Origin of the sequence: Sphingomonas sinipercae, from assembly GCF_011302055.1 — a bacterium.
Classification (GTDB): Bacteria; Pseudomonadota; Alphaproteobacteria; order Sphingomonadales; family Sphingomonadaceae; genus Sphingomicrobium; species Sphingomicrobium sinipercae.
Genome location: NZ_CP049871.1, coordinates 310786 through 329800 on the forward strand (window position 1 = coordinate 310786; position 19015 = coordinate 329800).

Genomic DNA, 19015 nt, shown 5'->3' on the forward strand with positions numbered 1-19015 from the left:
CATCCTCCCGTCAGCTCGTCCCAATATCCCTTTTGGCCTTATGCTCCGCCACCAGCCGGTCGATCTCGGCGATGCGCAGGCGTTCGGGCGTATCCCTGGGCAGGCCTTTCAGGCGGCAGGTTGCCCACAACGTCCTGCGTTCGGATTCGAGCTTCTTGAGGTAGAGGTCGGCCATCAGTCGTGTTCTCGACCCCCTGCGCCGATGTAGAGTTCGCGGCCGCCTTCGTTGTAGCGCTGCGACATCTCCGCCATCCCGGCTTGAGCTACGCTCATCTCCAGCTCGCTTGGCGAGCTTTCGATTCCCGCTTCTTCGGCCGAGCGCCCCTCGACGTCGCTCGGGACGAACGGGGTGGGCGTGTTCAGCAATCCGGCTTCTTGTTTGGCCGCAAAATCCCGCACTTCCTGCGTAATCTTCATCGAGCAGAATTTCGGGCCGCACATCGAGCAGAAGTGGGCGGTCTTCGCGCCTTCGGCCGGCAGCGTCTGGTCATGGTATTGCTCGGCGGTGTCGGGATCGAGGCTGAGGTTGAACTGGTCGCGCCAGCGGAATTCGAAGCGAGCGCGGGACAAGGCGTCGTCGCGCATCTTCGCGGCGGGGTGGCCCTTGGCGAGGTCCGCCGCGTGGGCGGCGAGCTTGTAGGTCACCACGCCGACCTTGACGTCGTCGCGATCGGGCAGGCCGAGGTGCTCCTTGGGCGTGACGTAGCAAAGCATCGCCGTGCCGAACCAGCCGATCATCGCGGCGCCGATGCCGCTGGTGATGTGGTCGTAGCCGGGTGCGATGTCGGTGGTCAGCGGCCCAAGCGTGTAGAAGGGCGCCTCGCCGCAGCTTTCCAGCTGCTTGTCCATGTTCGCCTTGATCTTGTGCATCGGCACGTGGCCGGGGCCCTCGATCATTACCTGGCAGTCGTGCGCCCACGCCTTCTTGGTCAGCTCGCCGAGCGTGTAGAGCTCCGCGAACTGGGCCTCGTCATTGGCGTCGGCGATGCTTCCGGGACGCAGGCCATCGCCCAATGAGAAGGCGATATCGTAGGCCTTCATGATCTCGCAAATCTCGTCGAAGCGTTCGTAGAGGAAGCTTTCGCGGTGATGGGCGAGGCACCATTTGGCCATGATCGAGCCGCCGCGGCTGACGATCCCGGTCACTCGCTTGGCGGTCATCGGCACGTAGGGCAGGCGCACGCCGGCGTGGATGGTGAAGTAATCGACGCCCTGCTCGGCCTGCTCGATCAGCGTGTCGCGGTAGACGTCCCAGGTCAGGTCCTCGGCGATGCCGCCGACTTTCTCCAGCGCCTGATAGATTGGGACGGTGCCGATCGGGACCGGCGAATTGCGGATGATCCATTCGCGCGTGTCGTGGATGTTGCGGCCGGTGGAGAGGTCCATGACCGTGTCCGCGCCCCAGCGGATCGACCAGACCATCTTGTCGACCTCGGCCGCGACGTCGGACGCGACCGCGCTGTTGCCGATGTTGGCGTTGATCTTGACCAGGAAGTTGCGGCCGATCGCCATCGGCTCCGATTCCGGGTGGTTGATATTGTTGGGAATTATGGCGCGGCCGCGGGCGACCTCGTCGCGGACGAATTCGGGCGTGACGAAGTCGGGAATCGAGGCGCCGAAATCCTCGCCGTCGCGGACGTGGTTCAGGGCCTGTTCGCGGCCGAGATTTTCGCGGGTGGCGACATATTCCATCTCGGGCGTGACGATGCCGCGGCGGGCGTAGTGCATCTGCGTGACGTTGGCGCCGGGGCGGGCGCGGAGGACGCGCTTGCGGACGTTGGGGAAGGGGGCGACGCCGCCGCTACGGTCTGGCCCAAGCTGGCCATTATCCTCGGGGCGGACTTCGCGCTGCTGCACTTCCTCGACATCGCCGCGGGCGCGGATCCATTGGGCGCGAAGCTCGGGCAGGCCGGCCATGATGTCGATGCGGGCATTGGGGTCGGTGTAGGGGCCGCTGGTGTCGTAGAGGTTGAGCGGCGGCTCCCCCGACGAAGGCTCCAGGTCGACGGCGCGCATGGCGACCCCGTTGACGTGGCTCTTGCGGCTGCCACGGATCGGGCCCGTGGTGACCTTGAGTTCAGTGCGTGCAGGTGCGTCGGCCATCGTGGCTCTCCTTCTCCCTACGCCGGTGTCAGCCGGATCAGGTTCGACGGGTCTCTCTCAAGCGCGCAGCCGCGCTACCCCGGGGAAGAGTCGGGTCTAGCCGCGTTCGGGCTTCGGCGCCACCTCCGGGCAGGGCATGGTCGACACGCGCATGTGGCCGCTTGGGCAGACCTCCATCGTCGGGTTGCCGCTGTCCCGCGGCGGGGGCGGCTCCTCACCCAGCGGCGGCAGGTCCGGCATCGGCGGATCGGGCAGCGGCGGGCCGAAATTGTAGACCAGGCTGGCGAGGATGGAGTGGGAGCTTAGCCGCTCCCCGAAGTCGAAGCGGCCGGTGCGGAAATAGCGATATTTGAGGCCGGCGGTGAGCGGGCCGCTGACCGGGACATGGGCGCCGCCGATGAGTTGCCAGGCGAAGGCGCTGTCGCTCGTCCCCAGCACCCGCGCGTCGGCCAGGCCGATCCCGGCGCCGCCGTAGATGCCGTAGCCGGCACCGCCGTAATAGCCGAGCGCATTGGCCATGCCGGACAGGATTCTGCCGTGACCGCCGCCGTCGAGCCCCGCGCGCTTGAGGCCGAGCTCGCCCTCCAGCCGGAAGGTGTTGAAGTTGTAGCCGGCGATGGCGTCGAGGTCGGTGCCGGTCTTGAGGCCGTCCGTGCGGGGAAACAGGATGCCGCCTTCAAGCCCGACGTAGGGGCCGGGGCTTTGCGCGGCGGCAGGCGCGGCGGCGAGGGCGAGGAGCGCGAAGGCGAGGGTTCGGGTCATCGCGCTTGGGTAGCAGTTGCGCGAAGCTTCACAAGCTGGCGGGCTCGGCTAAACCGGACCGCATGGCGGTAATGGGGCTGACGCATCTCGACCGGCTTGAGGCCGAGAGCATCCACATCATGCGCGAGACGGTCGCCGAGGCTTCGGCGCCGGTGATGCTCTATTCCATGGGCAAGGATTCGGCGGTGATGCTGCATCTTGCGCGCAAGGCGTTCTTCCCGGCGCCGCTGCCCTTCCCGCTGCTGCACGTCGATACGACGTGGAAGTTTCGCGAGATGTACGCGCTTCGCGACACAGTCGCGGCGGAGCGGGGCATCGCGCTGATCGTGCACAGGAATGCCGAGGCGGAGCGGCAGGGGATCAACCCGTTCGACCATGGGCCGGTGCACACGGATTTGTGGAAGACGGAAGGGCTTCGCCAGGCGCTGGACGAACATGGCTTCGACGCGGCGTTCGGCGGCGCGCGCAGGGACGAAGAGATGAGCCGCGCCAAGGAGCGGATCTTCAGTTTCCGCGACCGCAATCACCGCTGGGACCCGAAGCGCCAGCGGCCGGAATTGTGGTCGCTCTACAACCTCAGGAAGAACAAGGGCGAGAGCCTGCGCGTCTTCCCGCTGTCCAACTGGACCGAGCGCGACGTGTGGCAATACATCCTGCGCGAGGCGATCGAGGTCGTGCCGCTCTATTTCGCCAAGGCACGGCCCACGGTCGTCCGCGACGGCCTGATCGTGATGGTCGACGACGAGCGGATGCGGCTGGAGTCTGGCGAGGAGCCGATCATGCGCAAGGTCCGATTCCGGACGCTGGGCTGCTATCCATTGACGGGCGCGATCGAGAGCGAGGCCGAGACGGTCGAGGACATTCTGGCCGAGATGGCGGTGAGCCGGAATTCCGAACGCGTCGGGCGGGCGATCGACCGCGATGGCGGTTCCGCGAGCATGGAGCGCAAGAAGCAGGAAGGCTATTTCTAGTGGACCTGCTGCGGTTCATCACTTGCGGCAGTGTCGACGACGGCAAGTCGACCCTGATCGGCCGACTGCTCCACGACACCGGACAAGTGCGCGACGACCAGTTGCAGGCGTTGCACGCGGACAGCAAGCGGCACGGGACTCGGGGCGAGGCGCTGGATTTCGCGCTGCTGGTCGACGGCCTCGCGGCGGAGCGCGAGCAGGGCATCACCATCGACGTCGCCTATCGCTATTTCGCGACCCCAAAGCGCAAGTTCGTCGTCGCCGACACGCCGGGGCACGAGCAATATACGCGCAACATGGTCACCGGCGCTTCGACCGCCGAGCTGGCGGTGCTGCTGGTCGATGCGCGCAAGGGCGTGCTGACGCAGACCCGGCGGCATTCCTACCTGGCGCAGCTACTGGGCATCCGCCGCTTCGTGCTGGCCGTGACCAAGATGGATCTGGTCGATTGCGACCGCGCCGTGTTCGCGGCGATCTCGGACGAGTATCGCGGCTTTGCGGAGAGCATCGGAATCGCCGACTGGATTGCCATCCCGGTGTCGGGCGTGACCGGCGACAATGTCGTCGCGCGCAGCGAGCGGATGCCATGGTTCGAAGGGCCGACGCTGCTGGAGCAGCTTGAGTCGGTCCCGGTCGATGCGGCGTCGGAGCCGGCCAGGCCGTTGCGGATGCCGGTGCAGTGGGTCAACCGGCCCGACCAGGACTTCCGCGGTTTTGCCGGGACGATCGCATCGGGGACGGTCGCTCGATCGCAGGACGTGCGCGTCCTCCCCAGCGGCCGGACGACCCGGATCGAGCGGATCGTCACGGCGGACGGAGAGCTGGAGCGCGCCGTTGCCGGGCAAGCGGTCACGCTGACCTTCACCCACGACGTCGACTGTTCGCGCGGCGACGTCGTCGCCGCCGCCGAGGCACCGCCCCAGGCCGCCGACCAGTTCGAAGCGACGATCGTCTGGCTGGATGAGCAGGCGCTGCTTCCGGGACGGGGTTACTGGCTCAAGCTGGGCACGCAGACGGTAACGGCGACGGTGCAGCACCCGAAATATGAGATCAACGTCAATTCGCTGGAGAAGCTGGCGGCGAAGACGCTTGCGCTCAACGCCATCGGGGTGGCCGAAATCGCCACCGACCGGGAGCTTGTGTTCGAGCCTTATGCGGTGGCTGGGGAAAGCCCGAACCGGGTACTTGGCGGCTTCATCCTGATCGACAAATTGACCAATGCGACGGTCGCCGCAGGGATGATTCACTTCGCGCTTCGCCGCGCGCTCAACGTCCATCGCCAGCCGCTGGAGGTCAGCCGCGAGACCCATGCGATGCTGAAAGGGCAAAAGCCGGCGGTGCTGTGGTTCACCGGCCTGTCGGGTTCAGGCAAGTCGACCATCGCCAACCTCGTCGAGAAGAAGCTCGCCGCGCTTGGGCGCCACACTTTCCTGCTTGACGGCGACAATGTCCGCCACGGCCTCAGCCGCGACCTTGGCTTCAGCGAGGCCGACCGGATCGAGAACATTCGCCGGGTCGGCGAGGTCGCGCGGTTGATGGCCGACGCGGGGCTGATCGTGCTGACCGCCTTCATCTCCCCGTTCCGGGCAGAGCGGGCGCTGGTCCGCCGCATGCTGCCGGACGGCGAGTTCACCGAGATCTTCATCGATACGCCGCTTGCGGATGCGGAGAAGCGCGACCCGAAGGGGCTGTATGCCAAGGCGCGTGCCGGCGAGATCGAGAATTTCACTGGCATCGGCAGCCCATATGAAGCGCCGGAGAAGCCCGAGATCAGGATCGACACCACCAAGGTTTCAGCCGAGCAAGCGGCGGACCTGATCGTCGAACGGCTGCTCGGCCGGCTTTAATAGCCGGTGCGGTGCCAGTCGGTCGTCGCGGCGCCGGGGTCCGTGATCTTCAGCCACGCGCCGGGCCCGTCGGGCGGAAGCATGAAATTGTAGCGCGCGCCGCAGGCGTCGGTGAACAGCCAGCCTTCGATATTGTCGGTGGCAAGGTCGCGCGGGACGCCGCCGCGGTAAATCACCAGTCGATGCCCGCCGAGCCGAGTCACCCGGACGCTTTCACCGCCGCTGACGTAGGTGCCGTGAAACTTGTCGGTCAGCGCCGGGCCGAACCGCGGGTTTTCGGGCAGGGGAACGGTCGCGCAAGCCGGCTGCGCGGGCACGACCGGCACCGGCATTACCGGCGCAGCAACGCACGCGCCAAGTGCAAGCGCGGCGGCGAGCGGAAGGATAAGTGCCCTCATGCCGCAAAAACGGCTGTCGGAAAGCTGAGGTCCCAGACAATGACTGGGGCCGTCACGGAGTAAATCCGTGACGTCAGTCCTGTCCGCTAAGCGGCAGGCTGGCCGGCCTTGCCCGATGGTCATCTACGATTCCGCGCACTCTTTGACATAAGCGGGCGATTGCATGCGCAATCGCCGGCTTATGCTCGGACGCTCAGGCTCAGTCCCCCTCGCCCGCGTCCGGGGTGAAGTATTTGTCGTACTTGCCCTCTTCGCCCTTATGCTCGTCGGCGTCGGCGGGGCTGTCTTTCTTGCGCGTGATATTGGGCCACTGGCTGGAGAAAGTGGCGTTGAGCTCGAGCCACTTTTCCTGCCCGTTTTCGGTGTCGGGCAAGATCGCTTCGGCCGGGCATTCGGGCTCGCAAACGCCGCAGTCGATGCATTCGTTGGGATTGATGACGAGCATGTTCTCGCCCTCATAGAAGCAATCGACCGGGCAGACCTCGACGCAGTCCATATACTTGCAGCGGATGCAGGCGTCGGTGACGACGTAGGTCATGTGTCTCAAGCTCCCTTTGGCCGCTGGCTAGGTCGCCGCGCTATTCTCGTCAACGCCTGTCCCGCCCGCGAGGGGGTGGAGTTCTTCGTAGCAGGCCCGCGCTTCCGCTGGCGGGCCGCGGCGATCGGGCAGCGCAAGCACCTTCAGGACCCGGACCCGGTCGTGGAGCGGAAGGGCAACGATGCTGCCGGCGCGCACCGGATCGCTGGCCTTGCCGACCCTTTTGCCGTCGATGCGGACATGGCCTGTCTCGACGATGGCCTGGGCGATGGAGCGGCTTTTCGCCAACCGGATGCAGTGGAGGAAGCGGTCGATCCTCATTCCAACGGGCGGCTCACCGCTTCAGTTTCGCCAGTTCGGCAAAGGCGTTGGGCTTGGCGGGGGCGCGGCGATCCTCGCGCGGGCGACGGTTGCCGCGCCACTTCCAGCTGTCGCCGGCGCGGGCAAAACCGATATCCGCCATCAGCCGGGCAATGGCGTCGTCGTCGAGCCCGATCGACGTCGCGAAGGCGGCATCGACGGGATTGTCGCCGCCCGCCGAACGGACCTTGTGGGCGTGGCTTGCAAGCCGGTCGGCAAGGTCGATCCGGATCCAGTCGCGGCCGAGGCGGCGGTAGGCGAGCGCCGCGCCGCGCGAGTCGGCGTCCGACCCGAGCATCGCCGCGCCGGCGGCGGGGAGCAAAGGCATCGGCTGGCCCGAACGCACCGCTTGCAGCGCCGCGCGCCAGAATTGCGCTGCCGGTTTGAGCAGCGGCGCCAGGTAAACGTCGAGCGGCCCGAGGCGGATGCGCAGCTTGTGCAGGGTCTGGCGGTCGGCCTGGTCGAGGTGGGCGATGGCGCCGGTCACCGCCTTGCGCGGGAGCGAGCCGCCGGCATCGGTCAGCATTGCGCCGAGCGCGCGCACCCCGGGCGAGCTGGCGCGGCCGACGGATGCGGCCGCAAGCGCCGTGAGCGGATGCAAGTGACGGTCCACCTGGGCGTCGAGCCAGCGTTCGAGGCGCGTGCGCAAGGCGGCGCGGCTATCCGCGGCCAGGCGGTCGAGCGCGCGCGCGGTGCGGATGGCCGGCTCAAGCAGCGACCGGCCCGGCGCGAGGCGGGCGAGGATGTTGCCGTCCCAGCCGATGGCCACGCCGCCGCTGTCCTCGACGACCAAAGCGAAGGCTTCGTCGGGGGCGTCGAGCAGGCCGGTTGCGCGGCGCTCGAGCTCGTCGCCGAGGCGGCGCTCGGCGGCGGCGAGAAGCAGGCGCTTGTCGGCCAGGCGGGCGGTGGGATCGACCTTGAAATCGAAGCCGGCGAGATGGCCGATCGGTTCCGGCCCGACGCTGACTTCGCCGTCGGCGGCGACGGTCACCGGCAGCGCGTCGGCCCCGCGCGCGCCAATGTCGCGCACCAGGACGGCGGTGCGCCGGTCGACGAAGCGCTGGGTCAGCCGTTCGTGCAGGGCGTCGGACAGGCGCGCTTCGACGTCGCGGGTGCGTTCGGCCCATTTGGCCGGATCGGCGAGCCAGTCGGCGCGGTGGGCGATGTAAGCCCAGCTGCGCACCCCGGCGAGGCGGTCGGCAAGCACTTCGATGTCGCCGTTGACGTTGTCGAGCCGGGCGACCTCGGCCGCGAACCATTCGTGCGGGATATGGCCGCCGTCGCCGGTGTAGCTGAAAATCCGGCGGACCATTCGGGCGTGGTGCATCGGCCCGACCTTGCGGAAATCGGGCAAGCCGCACGCCGCCCACAGTCGCCGCGCCTGGACTCCGCGCCGGGCGGCGACCGAGGGGTCTTCGGCCACCAGCTTGAGCACGGCGAGATCGATAGCGAGCGGCGCGGGGCGAAGCAGCGGGTCGTCGCTCGGCCGTTCCAGGCTGGCGATCAGCGTTAGGACATCGGTGAAGTCGAGGTCGGCGTTGCGCCAGTAAAGGTGGTCGAGCGGCCGGAAGCGGTGATCCTCGATCGCCTCAATCTCCTCGTCCGAGAAGTTGGCCCCATCCTCCCCGCCAAGGCCGAGCGTCCCGAAGCTGCCGTCGCGCTGGTGGCGACCCGCGCGGCCGGCGATCTGGGCCATTTCGGAAATGCTCAGACGGCGCTGGCGGCGGCCATCGAACTTCTCAAAGCCGGCGAAGGCGACATGGGTGACGTCCATGTTGAGGCCCATGCCGATGGCGTCGGTGGCGACCAGATAATCGACCTCCCCGCGCTGGAACATCGCGACCTGCGCGTTGCGCGTGGCCGGGGACAGCGCCCCCATCACCACCGCCGCGCCGCCCTTGAAGCGGCGCAGCATTTCGGCGAGCGCGTAGACCTGCTCGGCGGAGAAAGCGACGATTGCGGAGCGCGGTGGCAGCCGCGAAAGCTTGGTGTTGCCGGCGTAGCGAAGCGTCGAAAAGCGCGGCCTGCTGACGACCTCCGCCTCCGGCAGCAGGGCGCGGATCATCGGGCGCAGCGTGTCGGAGCCGAGGATCAAAGTTTCTTCGCGGCCGCGGGCACGCAGCATCCGGTCGGTGAAGACGTGGCCGCGTTCCGGGTCGATGCCGAGCTGCGCTTCGTCGATCGCGGCGAAGGCGAACTGGTCCGGAAATGGGCCCTCGGCTGGTCGGTCATCGCGGCCGGTTTTTACCGGCATCGATTCGGCGGTGCACAGCACGTAGCGCGCTTGCGGCGGGACGATCCGTTCCTCGCCGGTCAGCAGCGCGACGCTGTTGGCGCCCTTGATGGCGACGACCCGGTCATAGACTTCGCGGGCGAGGAGCCGCAGCGGGAAGCCGATCACGCCGGAAGAATGGGCGCACATGCGTTCGATGGCGAGATAGGTCTTGCCGGTGTTGGTGGGCCCAAGGATCGCCCGAACCGGTGCATCGTCGCGCCGCATTGCCACAAGGTGGCAGCGCCTGGCCCAAGTGCAAGCTCCCAAAGCGCAATAATCCCCAATTTAAACGCGGCGTTAACCCTGCTGGGGGATGACGGCGGCAAGGGAGAGCGAAGGTGCTGTCGGTCGCGCGGTTGATCAACTGGAAAGCGGGTAGGGATTCGGCGCCGTTCAGCTTCGTCGTCGATCTCGCCCACGAGCCGATCGGCGGGCGCTGGTTTCGCGGCGCCGCGACCCTGGCCTTGCTGTGCGGAGCTGCGATCGCGCTTTCGCCCGGGCTACCGAACTTTGCCACGGGCGCGCCCGAGCCGATGCCATCGGGACGCCAGTTCCAGATGAATGCGATGCTGTCGGCGACGGGGGACATTCCGGTGCTTCCGAGCCGGCCGGTCGCGGCGCCGCCCAGGCGGCCCGATGAAATCGTCAAGCCGACGGTCGCCGCGCAAGGCGACATGATCCGAGTCCAGGGCGCGGTGACGGAGGGGCTCTATTGGTCGCTTCGCGATGCCGGAGTCTCATCGGAGATGGCGGCCGATTACCTGCGCGCGCTGTCGAGCCGGATCGACGTCGGCACCGAGGTTGCGCCTTACGACCGGTTCGACCTGGTCATGTCGCGCGCGCCGGGCGGCGGCCTGCTATTCGCTGCGCTGCATCGATTCCAGGGTGACGACGTGCAGCTGGTGAAATGGAACGCCAACGGGCGTGTCGACTGGTTCGACGGGGATGCCGGTGCGCGCCGGTCCGACGGACTGATGGCTCCGGTGGCGGGACGGATCACGTCAAGTTTCGGCATGCGGCGCCACCCCATTTTGGGCTTCGCGCGGATGCATTCGGGGATCGACTTCGGGGCCAAATGGGGCAGCCCGATTGCCGCCGCCGCCGACGGGCGGGTGATCGGCGCCGGCTGGGCCGGCGGCTACGGCCGGCAAGTGCAGGTGCTCCACGAAGGGGGCTATGTCAGCAGCTATTCGCACATGAGCGGATTTGCCGCCGAGCCGGGGCAGGCCGTTCGGCAGGGCCAAGTCATCGGCTATGTCGGATCGACCGGCCTGTCGACCGGCCCGCACCTCCATTTCGAGGTCAAGATGGGCGGCCGCGCGGTCAACCCGATGGCGGTGCGGCTTCGCTCCGCGGGGGCGATCAGCGGGCCGGCGTTGCAGGCACTGAAGGCGCGGCTGAAACAGCTGACGTCGATTGGGGCGCCGGCGTAGCCTCGGCATTGCCGAACATTGGCCCGGCCTCCGGATAGAGGCTCGCCAGCAAGCGCTGCGCCATGGCGGTCAATAGCGACTGCAGGGCCGCCTCGGTCTGTTCGGGGGCGGCATCGCGGGCGTTCCCCCAGGCAGCCTTGATGGCGCGACGATTGTGTTCGACCTCCGCGGCGACGGCGGCCTGCCAGCTGGTCGGATGCTCGCCCTGTTCCCATTCGCCGCGGCCACGGCCGAAATGGGCGACCGCAAGGTAGCGCAGCAGCGCCGACCGGATCAGGCCGGTGTAGAATTCTTCCGACCAGCGCACGGCATTGCGATCCTCGCCGCGCGCCATGTTGTAGGTCTTGGCCGCCGACCCGGCGCCGACTGCGCCGAGGATCCCGCCGACGATCATGCCCCCGCCAAGTGTCAGTCCACCGGCGGCGACGTCAGCGGCAAGGCCGCCGGCAGCGCCGGACATCAACCCGCCGAGCACCGCCGCGATTCCAGGACGCGCGGGCGCGGATTCCTGATAGTCCTTTTGCAGCCGGCTGAGCACTTCCTGGCTGGCGCGGCCCGACAAGCCGTGCAGCGCGATCAGCGCGTCGGTGCTGGCGCGAATGCTTGAATCGAGCCGCTCGGCAAGCTTGCCCATCGCCCGTTCTCCGGCGGCCGAATTGCCCCCGCCAGCCGGGTTGAGCACCGCTCCGCGCACCACGTCGTGCCATTTTCTGTCGCCGATGTCCTCGCGGTCGCGGGCGACTTCGCCGAGCTGCGATGCAAGCACGCGCATCGAGGCGTGGAAGCGATCGAGGTTGCGGTCGGTCCATGCGTCGATCAGCCGCCGCATCGGTGCCTGCTTGTCCGCATCGAGCACGCGTTCGACCGCGTCGAGCAACGTACGTTCCTGCACCCAGCAGCGGGCGAATGCGTCGAGCGTGAGCACGTCGCGGACCAATGGGTTTGCGCCAAGCTGTTGCCGCCAGCGATCGGCATCCTCGTCGCTCGCTTCGCCAGGCGGGCCGGTCTGGTTCAGCAGCAGCAGGATCGGCTTGCCGACCCATTGCAGCACTTCCATTTCCAGCGGGACATAGGCGGCGCCGGAAGGATCCTCGCCGGCGCTGACGAGGTAGAGGACGACGTCGGCCTCTTCGCGGGCGTTGCGCACCGCCTGCTGGCTCGACCATAGCGGGCGGTCGCGGAAGCGGTCCCAGACCTGGGTGAGCAGCCAGCCGATGGGGTTGCCGGACTGCCGCAGCCGCCCGACCAGCCGCGCGGTGTCGCCGAAGCCCGGCGTGTCCCACAGCATCAGCGTATCGTCGCCCGACTGCACCATCGGATAGCCCGTCGCCAGTTCGGTCACATGCGCGGCGTCGCGCACTTCGCCGACGTCCTGTTGCAGCAGGGTGCGGACCAGCGTGGTCTTGCCGACATTGGTGTGGCTGACGAGGCTGATGTTGACGGTGCTCATGCGCTCGCCCCTGAACGCATCAGCGCCTGCTCAAGGGCCCGCGCGGCCGCACGTTCGTCGGCTTCGGACAGCGAAACGACGGTGGGCGCGGCGCCGCAAGCCGCGAGCATCGACCGCCAGGCGTCGACTCGTTCCTCGACTCGCCGGTCGGCCGAGGGTTGGCCGCGCAAGCGGTGGCGAAAGGCGCTGTCGTCGAGCAAGACGGTGACCGCCGTCGGAGCGCCGCGAAGCGCGGCCTGGATCCCGGCGACCAGGGCGCCGTGATTCTCCGCTTCGGGGGTCGAAGACAGGTTGAACAGGACGACCAGCTGGTCGGACTGGCGGAGGTCGGCGCCGTGACCGGCGAGCCAATCGTCTTCATTGCCGTATGGGATTTCGGGCTCGATCGCGATCCTCGATTTCTCGCCGACCGCGCCGCGCAGGCTGGCTTGCAGTTGCTCGCGGGCCGGATCGGCCAGCGCGAAACCGTACGGGATGACGCGCAGGCTGGTAGCGCGGCCGGTCGCGTCGCGAAGGAGGCTGCGCAAGTAGAAATCGTCGGGGACGGCAATTCTTCGCGCCAGCATTGCGGCCCGGGCGCCGCTGAACGCCGCAAGGACGAGCCGCGGGACGATGACGAACAGGGTCGCGGTGACCGCCCACAGGATCAGCCAGTCGCCGGCATTCTCGCCGCCGCCGCGAAGCTCGCGCAGCCGCTCGACACTGGGCAGGGCAATGCCGGTGAGAAGGCTGGCCGGGCCGAAGATGATCCGCAGAAGCACTGCAATCTCATTCTCCGCGCCGGCCCAGGTGCCGGACCAGCCGGCCGAATAGTTGGCGGTGTAGCGGGCGCGCAGCAGCATGCCGGCAAGGATGCCGACGGCGAACATGGCGGCGCCGATGTGCAGCGTCCGGCTGGCGCGGGCGTGGGTCAGCGGCCCGGCGGCCTGGGCCCAGTTGCGGGCGTAGAGCGCGACCCCGCGTTCAAGTGTCGGTTGCGCCGCCAGCCGCGCGCTGGCCGGGCGGACCAGCCATTCGAGGGCGCGGCGCAAGGGATGCGCCGAATGATCCTTGCGGGTCGCCGACGACAGCAGCGCGCGCGCGGCGAGCAGGACGTACATCGCCAGGTTCCAAGCGATCAGCGCCAGCAGCGGAAAGGCCAGGATGTTGAGCCGCTCGCCATCGAGACGATGGCTGACGAACCCGATTCCAAGCGCCGCCACGGGCACCGCCCAGTTGAGCCACGCCGGCCAGCGCGACAGCGTGCGGACTCGCTCGAGCGTCGGATAGCGGGCGGTCAATCGTTCCAGCGCGCGGCCGGCTCGGGCGGCGAGGAAGGCGGCGGTTTCGGATCGCCCTGGATCGTCCGGCATCGGCTGTCCCGAGAGCGCCGCGGCAGTCGCATACTGCCGGTCGTCGCGGGTCAGGACGAGCGCGTCGGAATCTTCCGTCTCGATGGCGCGAACCAGCAGGACGTCGATCGCTTCGGGCTCGCTGAGCCGCGCCTTGGTCACGATGTGTCTCACCCTGCTGCGTTACGGGGGGACAACGATGAACGACAGCTTTGGTGGCACGGCCCCGCCAGCCCGCCGTCGCCGAGGGCAATGGCCGGGGGCGAAGCCTTTTCAGCGAATCATCATGTCCCGCTCATGCCGCTCACCCGCGCGGTGGGCACCGGTGCCCCATTACCAATGGGAGTTTCGTCCATGCGCGTTTCAAGACAGCTTGCAATCATCATCCTGGCCACGGCTTCGGTCAGCGCACTTGCCAGGCCCGCGCTGGCCGCACCCGCGGAATTGGCGACCGGCGCGTTCAAGGTTGAGGCCGATGCGCTGCTGCGGTCGGCCTTCGCGGCCGATGGACCGGGCGGGGCAGTGATCGTCACCCGGCGCGGGAAGGTGGTCTATGCCGCCGCGCGCGGACTTGCGGACGTGGAGACGCGCCGGCCGCTGACGCTCGACACGCCGTTCAAGCTGGGGTCGATCGTCAAGCAATTCACCGCCGCCACCGTCCTCCAGCTCGTCGCCGAAGGAAAGGTCTCGCTCGACGATCCGATTTCGCGCTTCCTGCCCGATTTCCCTGAACCGGCCGCCCGGGCAACCGTCCGGCAGCTGCTCAACCACAGTTCGGGGATCAACGACTACAGCAAGATTCCCGGCTGGATCACGACGGTCGGTCGGCGCCCGCATACGACCTCCGAGCTGGTCGCCGAAGTGCGCAACCGGCCGGCCAAGACTGCGCCGGGGGCAAGCTGGGAGTATAACAATGCCGGCTATGCAATGCTCGGCGCGATCATCGAGAAGGTGACCGGGAAAGCCTGGCACGAAGCGATTGCGGAGCGGATCGCGCGCCCGCTTGGGCTGAAGTCGCTGCTCTATGCGGGCGGGCCCGAAGCGAACCGGCTGATGGCGCGCGGCTACAGCGATGACCAGGGGCGGCAGCAGCGGGCCCTGGGCGGCGATGCGAGCGTGGCCCATGCGGCGGGCGGCATGGTCGCCAGCGCCCGCGACCTCGCGGCATGGGCGAACGCCTTGCATCATGGCCGGGTGGTCAGCCCGGCGCTGTACCGGGAGATGGTGTCCCCTGCCCGGCTGGCGGACGGCACGACCCGGCCATATGGCTTCGGGCTGCGGATCCAGCGCTTGCTCGGGCAACGCGCACTCGTTCACGGCGGCGCCGGCGCGGGGCTCGACACCGACACGGCCTATCTTCCGGACCAGGACATTTACGTCGCCGTCCTGGCCAACACGGAAGATGCGAAGCTGGATGCAAGCACATTGAGCCGGCGGCTTGCCGCACTCGCAATGGGGCAGCCATTCCCGACCTTCAGCAAGGTGGACGTCCCCTTGCCGGAACTGCAGCCGCTGTTCGGCGCCTATCGCGCCAAGGGCGCACCGCCTATCAGTTTCTTCAACCGGGCCGGCAAGCTCTACCTGTCGAGCGGCGAGCAGGAGATGGAGGCCTTCGCGGCGGGCGGCGACCGCTTCTTCTTCGGGCCGGACCGGCTGTTATGGATGCGGTTCTTGCGCAAGCCCGACGGCGCCCATGTGATGGAGCTTCACGAAGCCGACGACGCCAAGCCGGGCGAGGCCGTGCGCGCCGGCCCGGTGCCGCCGCCGATGACGGTCCCGGCGGCGATCCTGAAATCCTATACCGGGACGTACAAGACCGAAGTGTTCGAAGTGACCGTGGCGATGGCCGGCGACGGATCGCTGACGATCGCGCCCGCCGGCAAGAGCCCAGCGCCGATGCGGCCGGTTTCGACCACGGAATTTCGGGTCGATGCCGCTGGTTTCCGGGTCGTGTTCCATCCGGATGACGGCAAGGTCGACCACCTCACCATGCACCGCGGCGCGCGCGAGCTTCACGGCACGCGGATCGCGAAATGATGTGAGCCGGGTGGTGCCGTCATGCGCTCGATCGCGTGACGGCGGCCCGCGCCAGTCTAGCGGCCGTGCCCCCGCCAGCGCTTGACGGTGCGCTGGATAATGCCTTCCTCGCCGCCGGTTTCGCGCCACAAGGCGGCGAAGCTCGGGTCGGACGAGGCCGGACGCTTTTCCGGCTCCAGGTCGTCGAAGCGGACCCGGATCGGGATGGAGACGCCTTCGCCGCAGACGATGCATTCGCGGTTGCGAAGCGCCGGAATCGCGTCGAGGAAGCCGCGCGCGCCTTCCGGCATCGCGGCGCGGACGCAGGCCTGGTCGCGGTCGTTGTTCAAGCGCATCGAGATGATCGTGCCGCACTGCGACAGCACGCCTTCCGCCAGGTCCGACGGACGTTGCGTGATCAGGCCGAGCGAAACGCCGTATTTACGACCTTCCTTGGCGATCCGCTCCAGGATCCGGCGCACCGACTGGCCCGACGCATTCTCATCCTTGGGCACGTAACGGTGCGCTTCTTCGCAGACCAGCAGCAGCGGGCGCTGCGCCTCGGTCCGCGACCAGATCGCATAGTCGAACACCATCCGGGCGAGCACGGAAACCACGACCGAGGTGACTTCGGAAGGAACGCCGGACACGTCGACGATGGAGATCGGACGGCCGTTCGCGGGGAGCCGGAACAGCTTGGCCAGGAACGACGGCATCGAATCGCTGACCAGCATCCCGGAAAACATGAAGCTGTAGCGCGGGTCGGCCTTAATCTCGTCGAGCTTGGTTTTCAGCCGCTGGAACGGCAGCGTGTCGCCAGCCCGGTCGAGCTTGCCCATTTCGTTGACGATGATGCCGTTGAGGTCGGCGAGCAGGTAAGGGATCGGCGAGTCCACCGTCACCTTGCCATATTGGCTCATGTCCTTGCCCTTGGTGCGGGCGGCGAGCAGGCACTTGGCGAGGATGTCGGCGTCGCGCTGGCGTTCCTGGCCCTGCGTCGTCAGCAGCACCTCGCAATGTTCTTCGAAATTGAGCAACCAGTAAGGCAGCTGGAGGTTGTCGACGTTGAACAGCTCGCCGCAGCCCTTGAACGCGGCGGAATATTCGCCGTGCGGGTCGATCATCACGATGTGACCTTCGGGGCTGAGCTGCGAGATCCGGTGCAGGATCAGCGCGACCGAGGTCGACTTACCGGTACCGGTGGAGCCCAGGATCGCGAAGTGCTTGGACAGCATCGGATCGACGTAGAGCGCGCCGCGAATGTCGTCGGTCGGGTAAACCGTGCCGATTTCGATATGCGGGCTGTCGTCGGCGGCGAAGACGGACCGCAAGTCGTTGGTCGTCACCGGCATCACTTGCGAGCCCGGGATCGGGTAGCGGGTGACGCCGCGGCGGAAGTTGCTCATTGCCCCGCTGGCGTGGCGCGTGCCTTCGCCCAAAAAGTCGATGTGGGCGGTGATTTCGCCCTGTTCGTTGGCGGCGAGCGTGCGGACGTTGGCGATCAGCCAGCTGTTGTCGACCAGCATCTTGACCTGGCTGCCGACGTGGCCGGACATCGAAACGGCCGGGTCCGAATGGGCATGAAGTGCCGACAGCGTCGCCGCGTCCATGTGGATCTTGGACCCCGAGCCGGCGATCTCCATCACCCGGCCGACATGCGGCAGGTCGCGCGCCGAAGCGCTTCCCGCTGCCGCCGGCTCCTCGCTGAAGCTGCTGAGTTCGCTGACGAACTGTTGCAGGTTCGGCTGATCGTCCATGAATAGTCCCTCGCCACAGATTACGTGCAGGGGATTAACCGGCAGCCGTTAATATTTGGCTTAGAAGCGGCGGCGGAATGCCATTGCGGCGGCGTAGCCGAGGCCGACCGACATCAGCACCGCGGCGAGGCCGTAGAGCAGCGCGTGGCGACGGGCAGCCAGGGCGACGAAGCGTTCGAACCCGCTCTTTCCGATCTGGATTTCCCGGGTTGCGGCGGCGAGGACCCTATTGTTGTCGATTAGGAAGGTCTCCGCCGTGTAGGTGCCGACCGGAACCTGGCTGGGGATGCTGATCCGCGCCCGGTAGAGGACGCCGTCGGTAATCTCGACGCCGTTGGGATCCTCGGCATAAAGGCCCTGGCGGTGGCGAAGGTCGAGCAGACCCGCTTCGAACCGGCGGGCCTTTTCGGGCAGCGCGCCGGTGCCGGGCGAAAGCTGCAGGTTCTGCAGCCCCAGCTCATAAACCGCGGCGGTGCGTTCATCGACCAGCTGCGCGATCGGTTTTGAGGAGGCGATTGCGTAAAAGGAGGGGGCCGAGCGGAAGCGGCTGGAATCCGCATTCATCCAGATGGCCGCGATGCGCTGCTTTTCGCGCACCACGATCGGTTCGACCGGGCCTTTGACGACGACCACGACCTGCGCGCTTTCATTGGGCTGGCGGCCGTCGGGATAGATGATGGCGCCGAAGAGAAGCAGTTGCGCTCCGGTGAAGCTGTAGCGAATCTGGATGTTGCGCGAGGAAACGTCGGGGACGAGCACCGGCTTGTCGGCCGCGGTCAGGCCAAAAGCGGCAAGTGCAAGGATCGCGGCGCGCGCGCGGTTCACAGTTGCTCGATCGAGAAGATTTCGTCCGGCCGCCAGACCAGCCCAAGCCCCATCCGGAGCGCGACAAGCAAAATGACGATGGCGAGGGCAAAGCGGAGCAGGTCCGGCTTCAGCCGAGTCGCGAGCAGCGCCCCATATTGCGCGCCGACGACCCCGCCGATCAGCAACAGCCCGGCAAGGACGATGTCGACGGAGCCGGTGGTCATCGAGTGAATCAGCGTGGTGCCGGCGCTGACGCACAGCACCATCGCCAACGACGTGCCGATCACCACCCGCGGCGGCATCCGCAGCAGGTAGATCATCGCCGGCACCAGGATGAACCCACCGCCGATGCCCAGCAGCAGGGTCAGCATCCCGGCGCCGAAGCCGATCGCCAGCGGCGCAATCGGCGACAGGAACAGGCCGGACGCGGCGAAGCGGAAGCGGAACGGAAGCGATGCGGCCCAGCGCGTGTGGCGGGCCGGTTCCGCCGGCTGGGCGAACTTCACCCAGCCCAGCGTGGACAGCGCATCCTTGAGCATCAGCCCGCCGATCCCGCCAAGCAGGAGCACGTAAAGGAAGCCGATGACGACATCGATCTGGCCGGTGCTCTGAAGCGTCCGGAACAGGAATGCGCCGGCGACCGAGCCGAACAGCCCGCCGACCACCATCACCGCCGCCATTTGCAGGTCGACCCCGCCGCGGCGCATGTGCACCAGCACGCCCGAGACGCTTGCGCCGGTGATTTGGGTTGTGGCTGACGCGACCGCGACCGACGGCGGGATGCCGTAGAAAATCAACAGCGGAGTCGTCAGGAATCCGCCGCCGACCCCGAACATCCCGGACAGCAGGCCGACCACCCAGCCGAGGCCGACGATGAAGAGCGCATTGACCGACTGCCCGGCGATGGGAAGGTAGATGTGCATCGCGGTTCAGTGGCTAGCGCCAAAGCCGCCGCAGGGCCACCCGC

Annotated in this window: 16 protein-coding genes and 1 riboswitch; of the genes, 4 read left to right on the forward strand and 12 right to left on the reverse strand. The window is 67.6% G+C overall.

The window, feature by feature from the left end; all coding sequences use genetic code 11:
• Positions 1 to 10: 10 nt before the first annotated feature.
• From G7078_RS01670 to G7078_RS01680, 3 genes are all read right to left on the reverse strand, one after another.
• Entirely contained in the window at positions 11 to 175 is a 165-nt protein-coding gene (locus G7078_RS01670) for a hypothetical protein (RefSeq protein ID WP_166092343.1), read from the reverse strand.
• Positions 175 to 2103 carry a phosphomethylpyrimidine synthase ThiC gene (gene thiC / locus G7078_RS01675; RefSeq protein ID WP_166092344.1) on the reverse strand — a complete coding sequence of 643 codons (1929 nt, stop codon included), beginning with the start codon at positions 2101 to 2103 and terminating at the stop codon, positions 175 to 177. The genes G7078_RS01670 and thiC overlap by 1 nt, the downstream gene beginning before the upstream one ends.
• Positions 2101 to 2195: riboswitch (TPP riboswitch) on the reverse strand. (Overlaps the previous gene by 3 nt.)
• Positions 2196 to 2199: 4 nt before the next feature.
• Positions 2200 to 2865, reverse strand: coding sequence for an outer membrane protein (locus G7078_RS01680; RefSeq protein WP_166092345.1), 666 nt, complete (start codon positions 2863 to 2865; stop codon positions 2200 to 2202).
• Positions 2866 to 2927: 62 nt separating this feature from the next.
• Between G7078_RS01680 and cysD the strand changes: the two genes are divergently transcribed.
• Together cysD and cysN are read left to right on the forward strand one after the other, a co-directional pair.
• The gene (gene cysD / locus G7078_RS01685) at positions 2928 to 3836 is read left to right on the forward strand and encodes a sulfate adenylyltransferase subunit CysD (RefSeq protein WP_166092346.1); all 909 of its coding nucleotides are present in this window, start codon (positions 2928 to 2930) and stop codon (positions 3834 to 3836) included.
• On the forward strand, positions 3836 to 5683 hold the full coding sequence (gene cysN, locus G7078_RS01690; protein WP_166092347.1) for a sulfate adenylyltransferase subunit CysN: 1848 nt from the start codon (positions 3836 to 3838) through the stop codon (positions 5681 to 5683). The genes cysD and cysN overlap by 1 nt, the downstream gene beginning before the upstream one ends.
• On the opposite strand, the gene G7078_RS01695 is transcribed toward cysN, so the two are convergent.
• The 4 genes from G7078_RS01695 to G7078_RS01710 all read right to left on the reverse strand — a co-directional run bounded on the left by G7078_RS01695 (position 5680) and on the right by G7078_RS01710 (position 9479).
• Positions 5680 to 6081 (reverse strand): hypothetical protein, encoded by a 402-nt coding sequence (locus G7078_RS01695; protein WP_166092348.1) that lies wholly within the window; start codon positions 6079 to 6081, stop codon positions 5680 to 5682. The genes cysN and G7078_RS01695 overlap by 4 nt on opposite strands.
• A 199-nt stretch (positions 6082 to 6280) precedes the next feature.
• Complete coding sequence (gene fdxA, locus G7078_RS01700) at positions 6281 to 6619, reverse strand: ferredoxin FdxA (RefSeq protein ID WP_166092349.1); 339 nt, start codon at positions 6617 to 6619, stop codon at positions 6281 to 6283.
• A 27-nt stretch (positions 6620 to 6646) separates the two neighbouring features.
• A complete protein-coding gene (locus tag G7078_RS01705) occupies positions 6647 to 6940 on the reverse strand; it encodes an RNA-binding S4 domain-containing protein (RefSeq protein ID WP_166092351.1) in 294 nt (97 codons plus the stop codon).
• A 13-nt stretch (positions 6941 to 6953) separates the two neighbouring features.
• On the reverse strand, positions 6954 to 9479 hold the full coding sequence (locus tag G7078_RS01710; protein ID WP_166092352.1) for a helicase-related protein: 2526 nt from the start codon (positions 9477 to 9479) through the stop codon (positions 6954 to 6956).
• A gap of 113 nt (positions 9480 to 9592) precedes the next feature.
• On the opposite strand from G7078_RS01710, the gene G7078_RS01715 reads away from it, so the two are divergent.
• Positions 9593 to 10687 (forward strand): M23 family metallopeptidase, encoded by a 1095-nt coding sequence (locus tag G7078_RS01715; RefSeq protein WP_166092354.1) that lies wholly within the window; start codon positions 9593 to 9595, stop codon positions 10685 to 10687.
• On the opposite strand, the gene G7078_RS01720 is transcribed toward G7078_RS01715, so the two are convergent.
• On the reverse strand, positions 10617 to 12137 hold the full coding sequence (locus G7078_RS01720) for a DUF3482 domain-containing protein (protein WP_166092356.1): 1521 nt from the start codon (positions 12135 to 12137) through the stop codon (positions 10617 to 10619). The two genes, G7078_RS01715 and G7078_RS01720, sit on opposite strands and share 71 nt — an antisense overlap.
• Complete coding sequence (locus G7078_RS01725; RefSeq protein ID WP_166092359.1) at positions 12134 to 13642, reverse strand: DUF2868 domain-containing protein; 1509 nt, start codon at positions 13640 to 13642, stop codon at positions 12134 to 12136. The genes G7078_RS01720 and G7078_RS01725 overlap by 4 nt, the downstream gene beginning before the upstream one ends.
• A gap of 180 nt (positions 13643 to 13822) precedes the next feature.
• Here G7078_RS01725 and G7078_RS01730 point away from each other — a divergent pair, with 180 nt between their 5' ends.
• The gene (locus G7078_RS01730) at positions 13823 to 15505 is read left to right on the forward strand and encodes a serine hydrolase domain-containing protein (protein WP_166092362.1); all 1683 of its coding nucleotides are present in this window, start codon (positions 13823 to 13825) and stop codon (positions 15503 to 15505) included.
• A gap of 56 nt (positions 15506 to 15561) precedes the next feature.
• Here the strand turns inward: G7078_RS01730 and G7078_RS01735 are convergent, their stop codons facing one another.
• From G7078_RS01735 to G7078_RS01745, 3 genes are read right to left on the reverse strand one after another with little or no spacing between them, the layout of a single operon-like run.
• Positions 15562 to 17241 (reverse strand): ATP-binding protein, encoded by a 1680-nt coding sequence (locus G7078_RS01735; RefSeq protein ID WP_166092363.1) that lies wholly within the window; start codon positions 17239 to 17241, stop codon positions 15562 to 15564.
• A gap of 60 nt (positions 17242 to 17301) precedes the next feature.
• A complete protein-coding gene (locus G7078_RS01740) occupies positions 17302 to 18066 on the reverse strand; it encodes a TIGR02186 family protein (RefSeq protein WP_166092365.1) in 765 nt (254 codons plus the stop codon).
• Positions 18063 to 18971 (reverse strand): sulfite exporter TauE/SafE family protein, encoded by a 909-nt coding sequence (locus tag G7078_RS01745; RefSeq protein WP_166092367.1) that lies wholly within the window; start codon positions 18969 to 18971, stop codon positions 18063 to 18065. The genes G7078_RS01740 and G7078_RS01745 overlap by 4 nt, the downstream gene beginning before the upstream one ends.
• Positions 18972 to 19015: the final 44 nt, after the last annotated feature.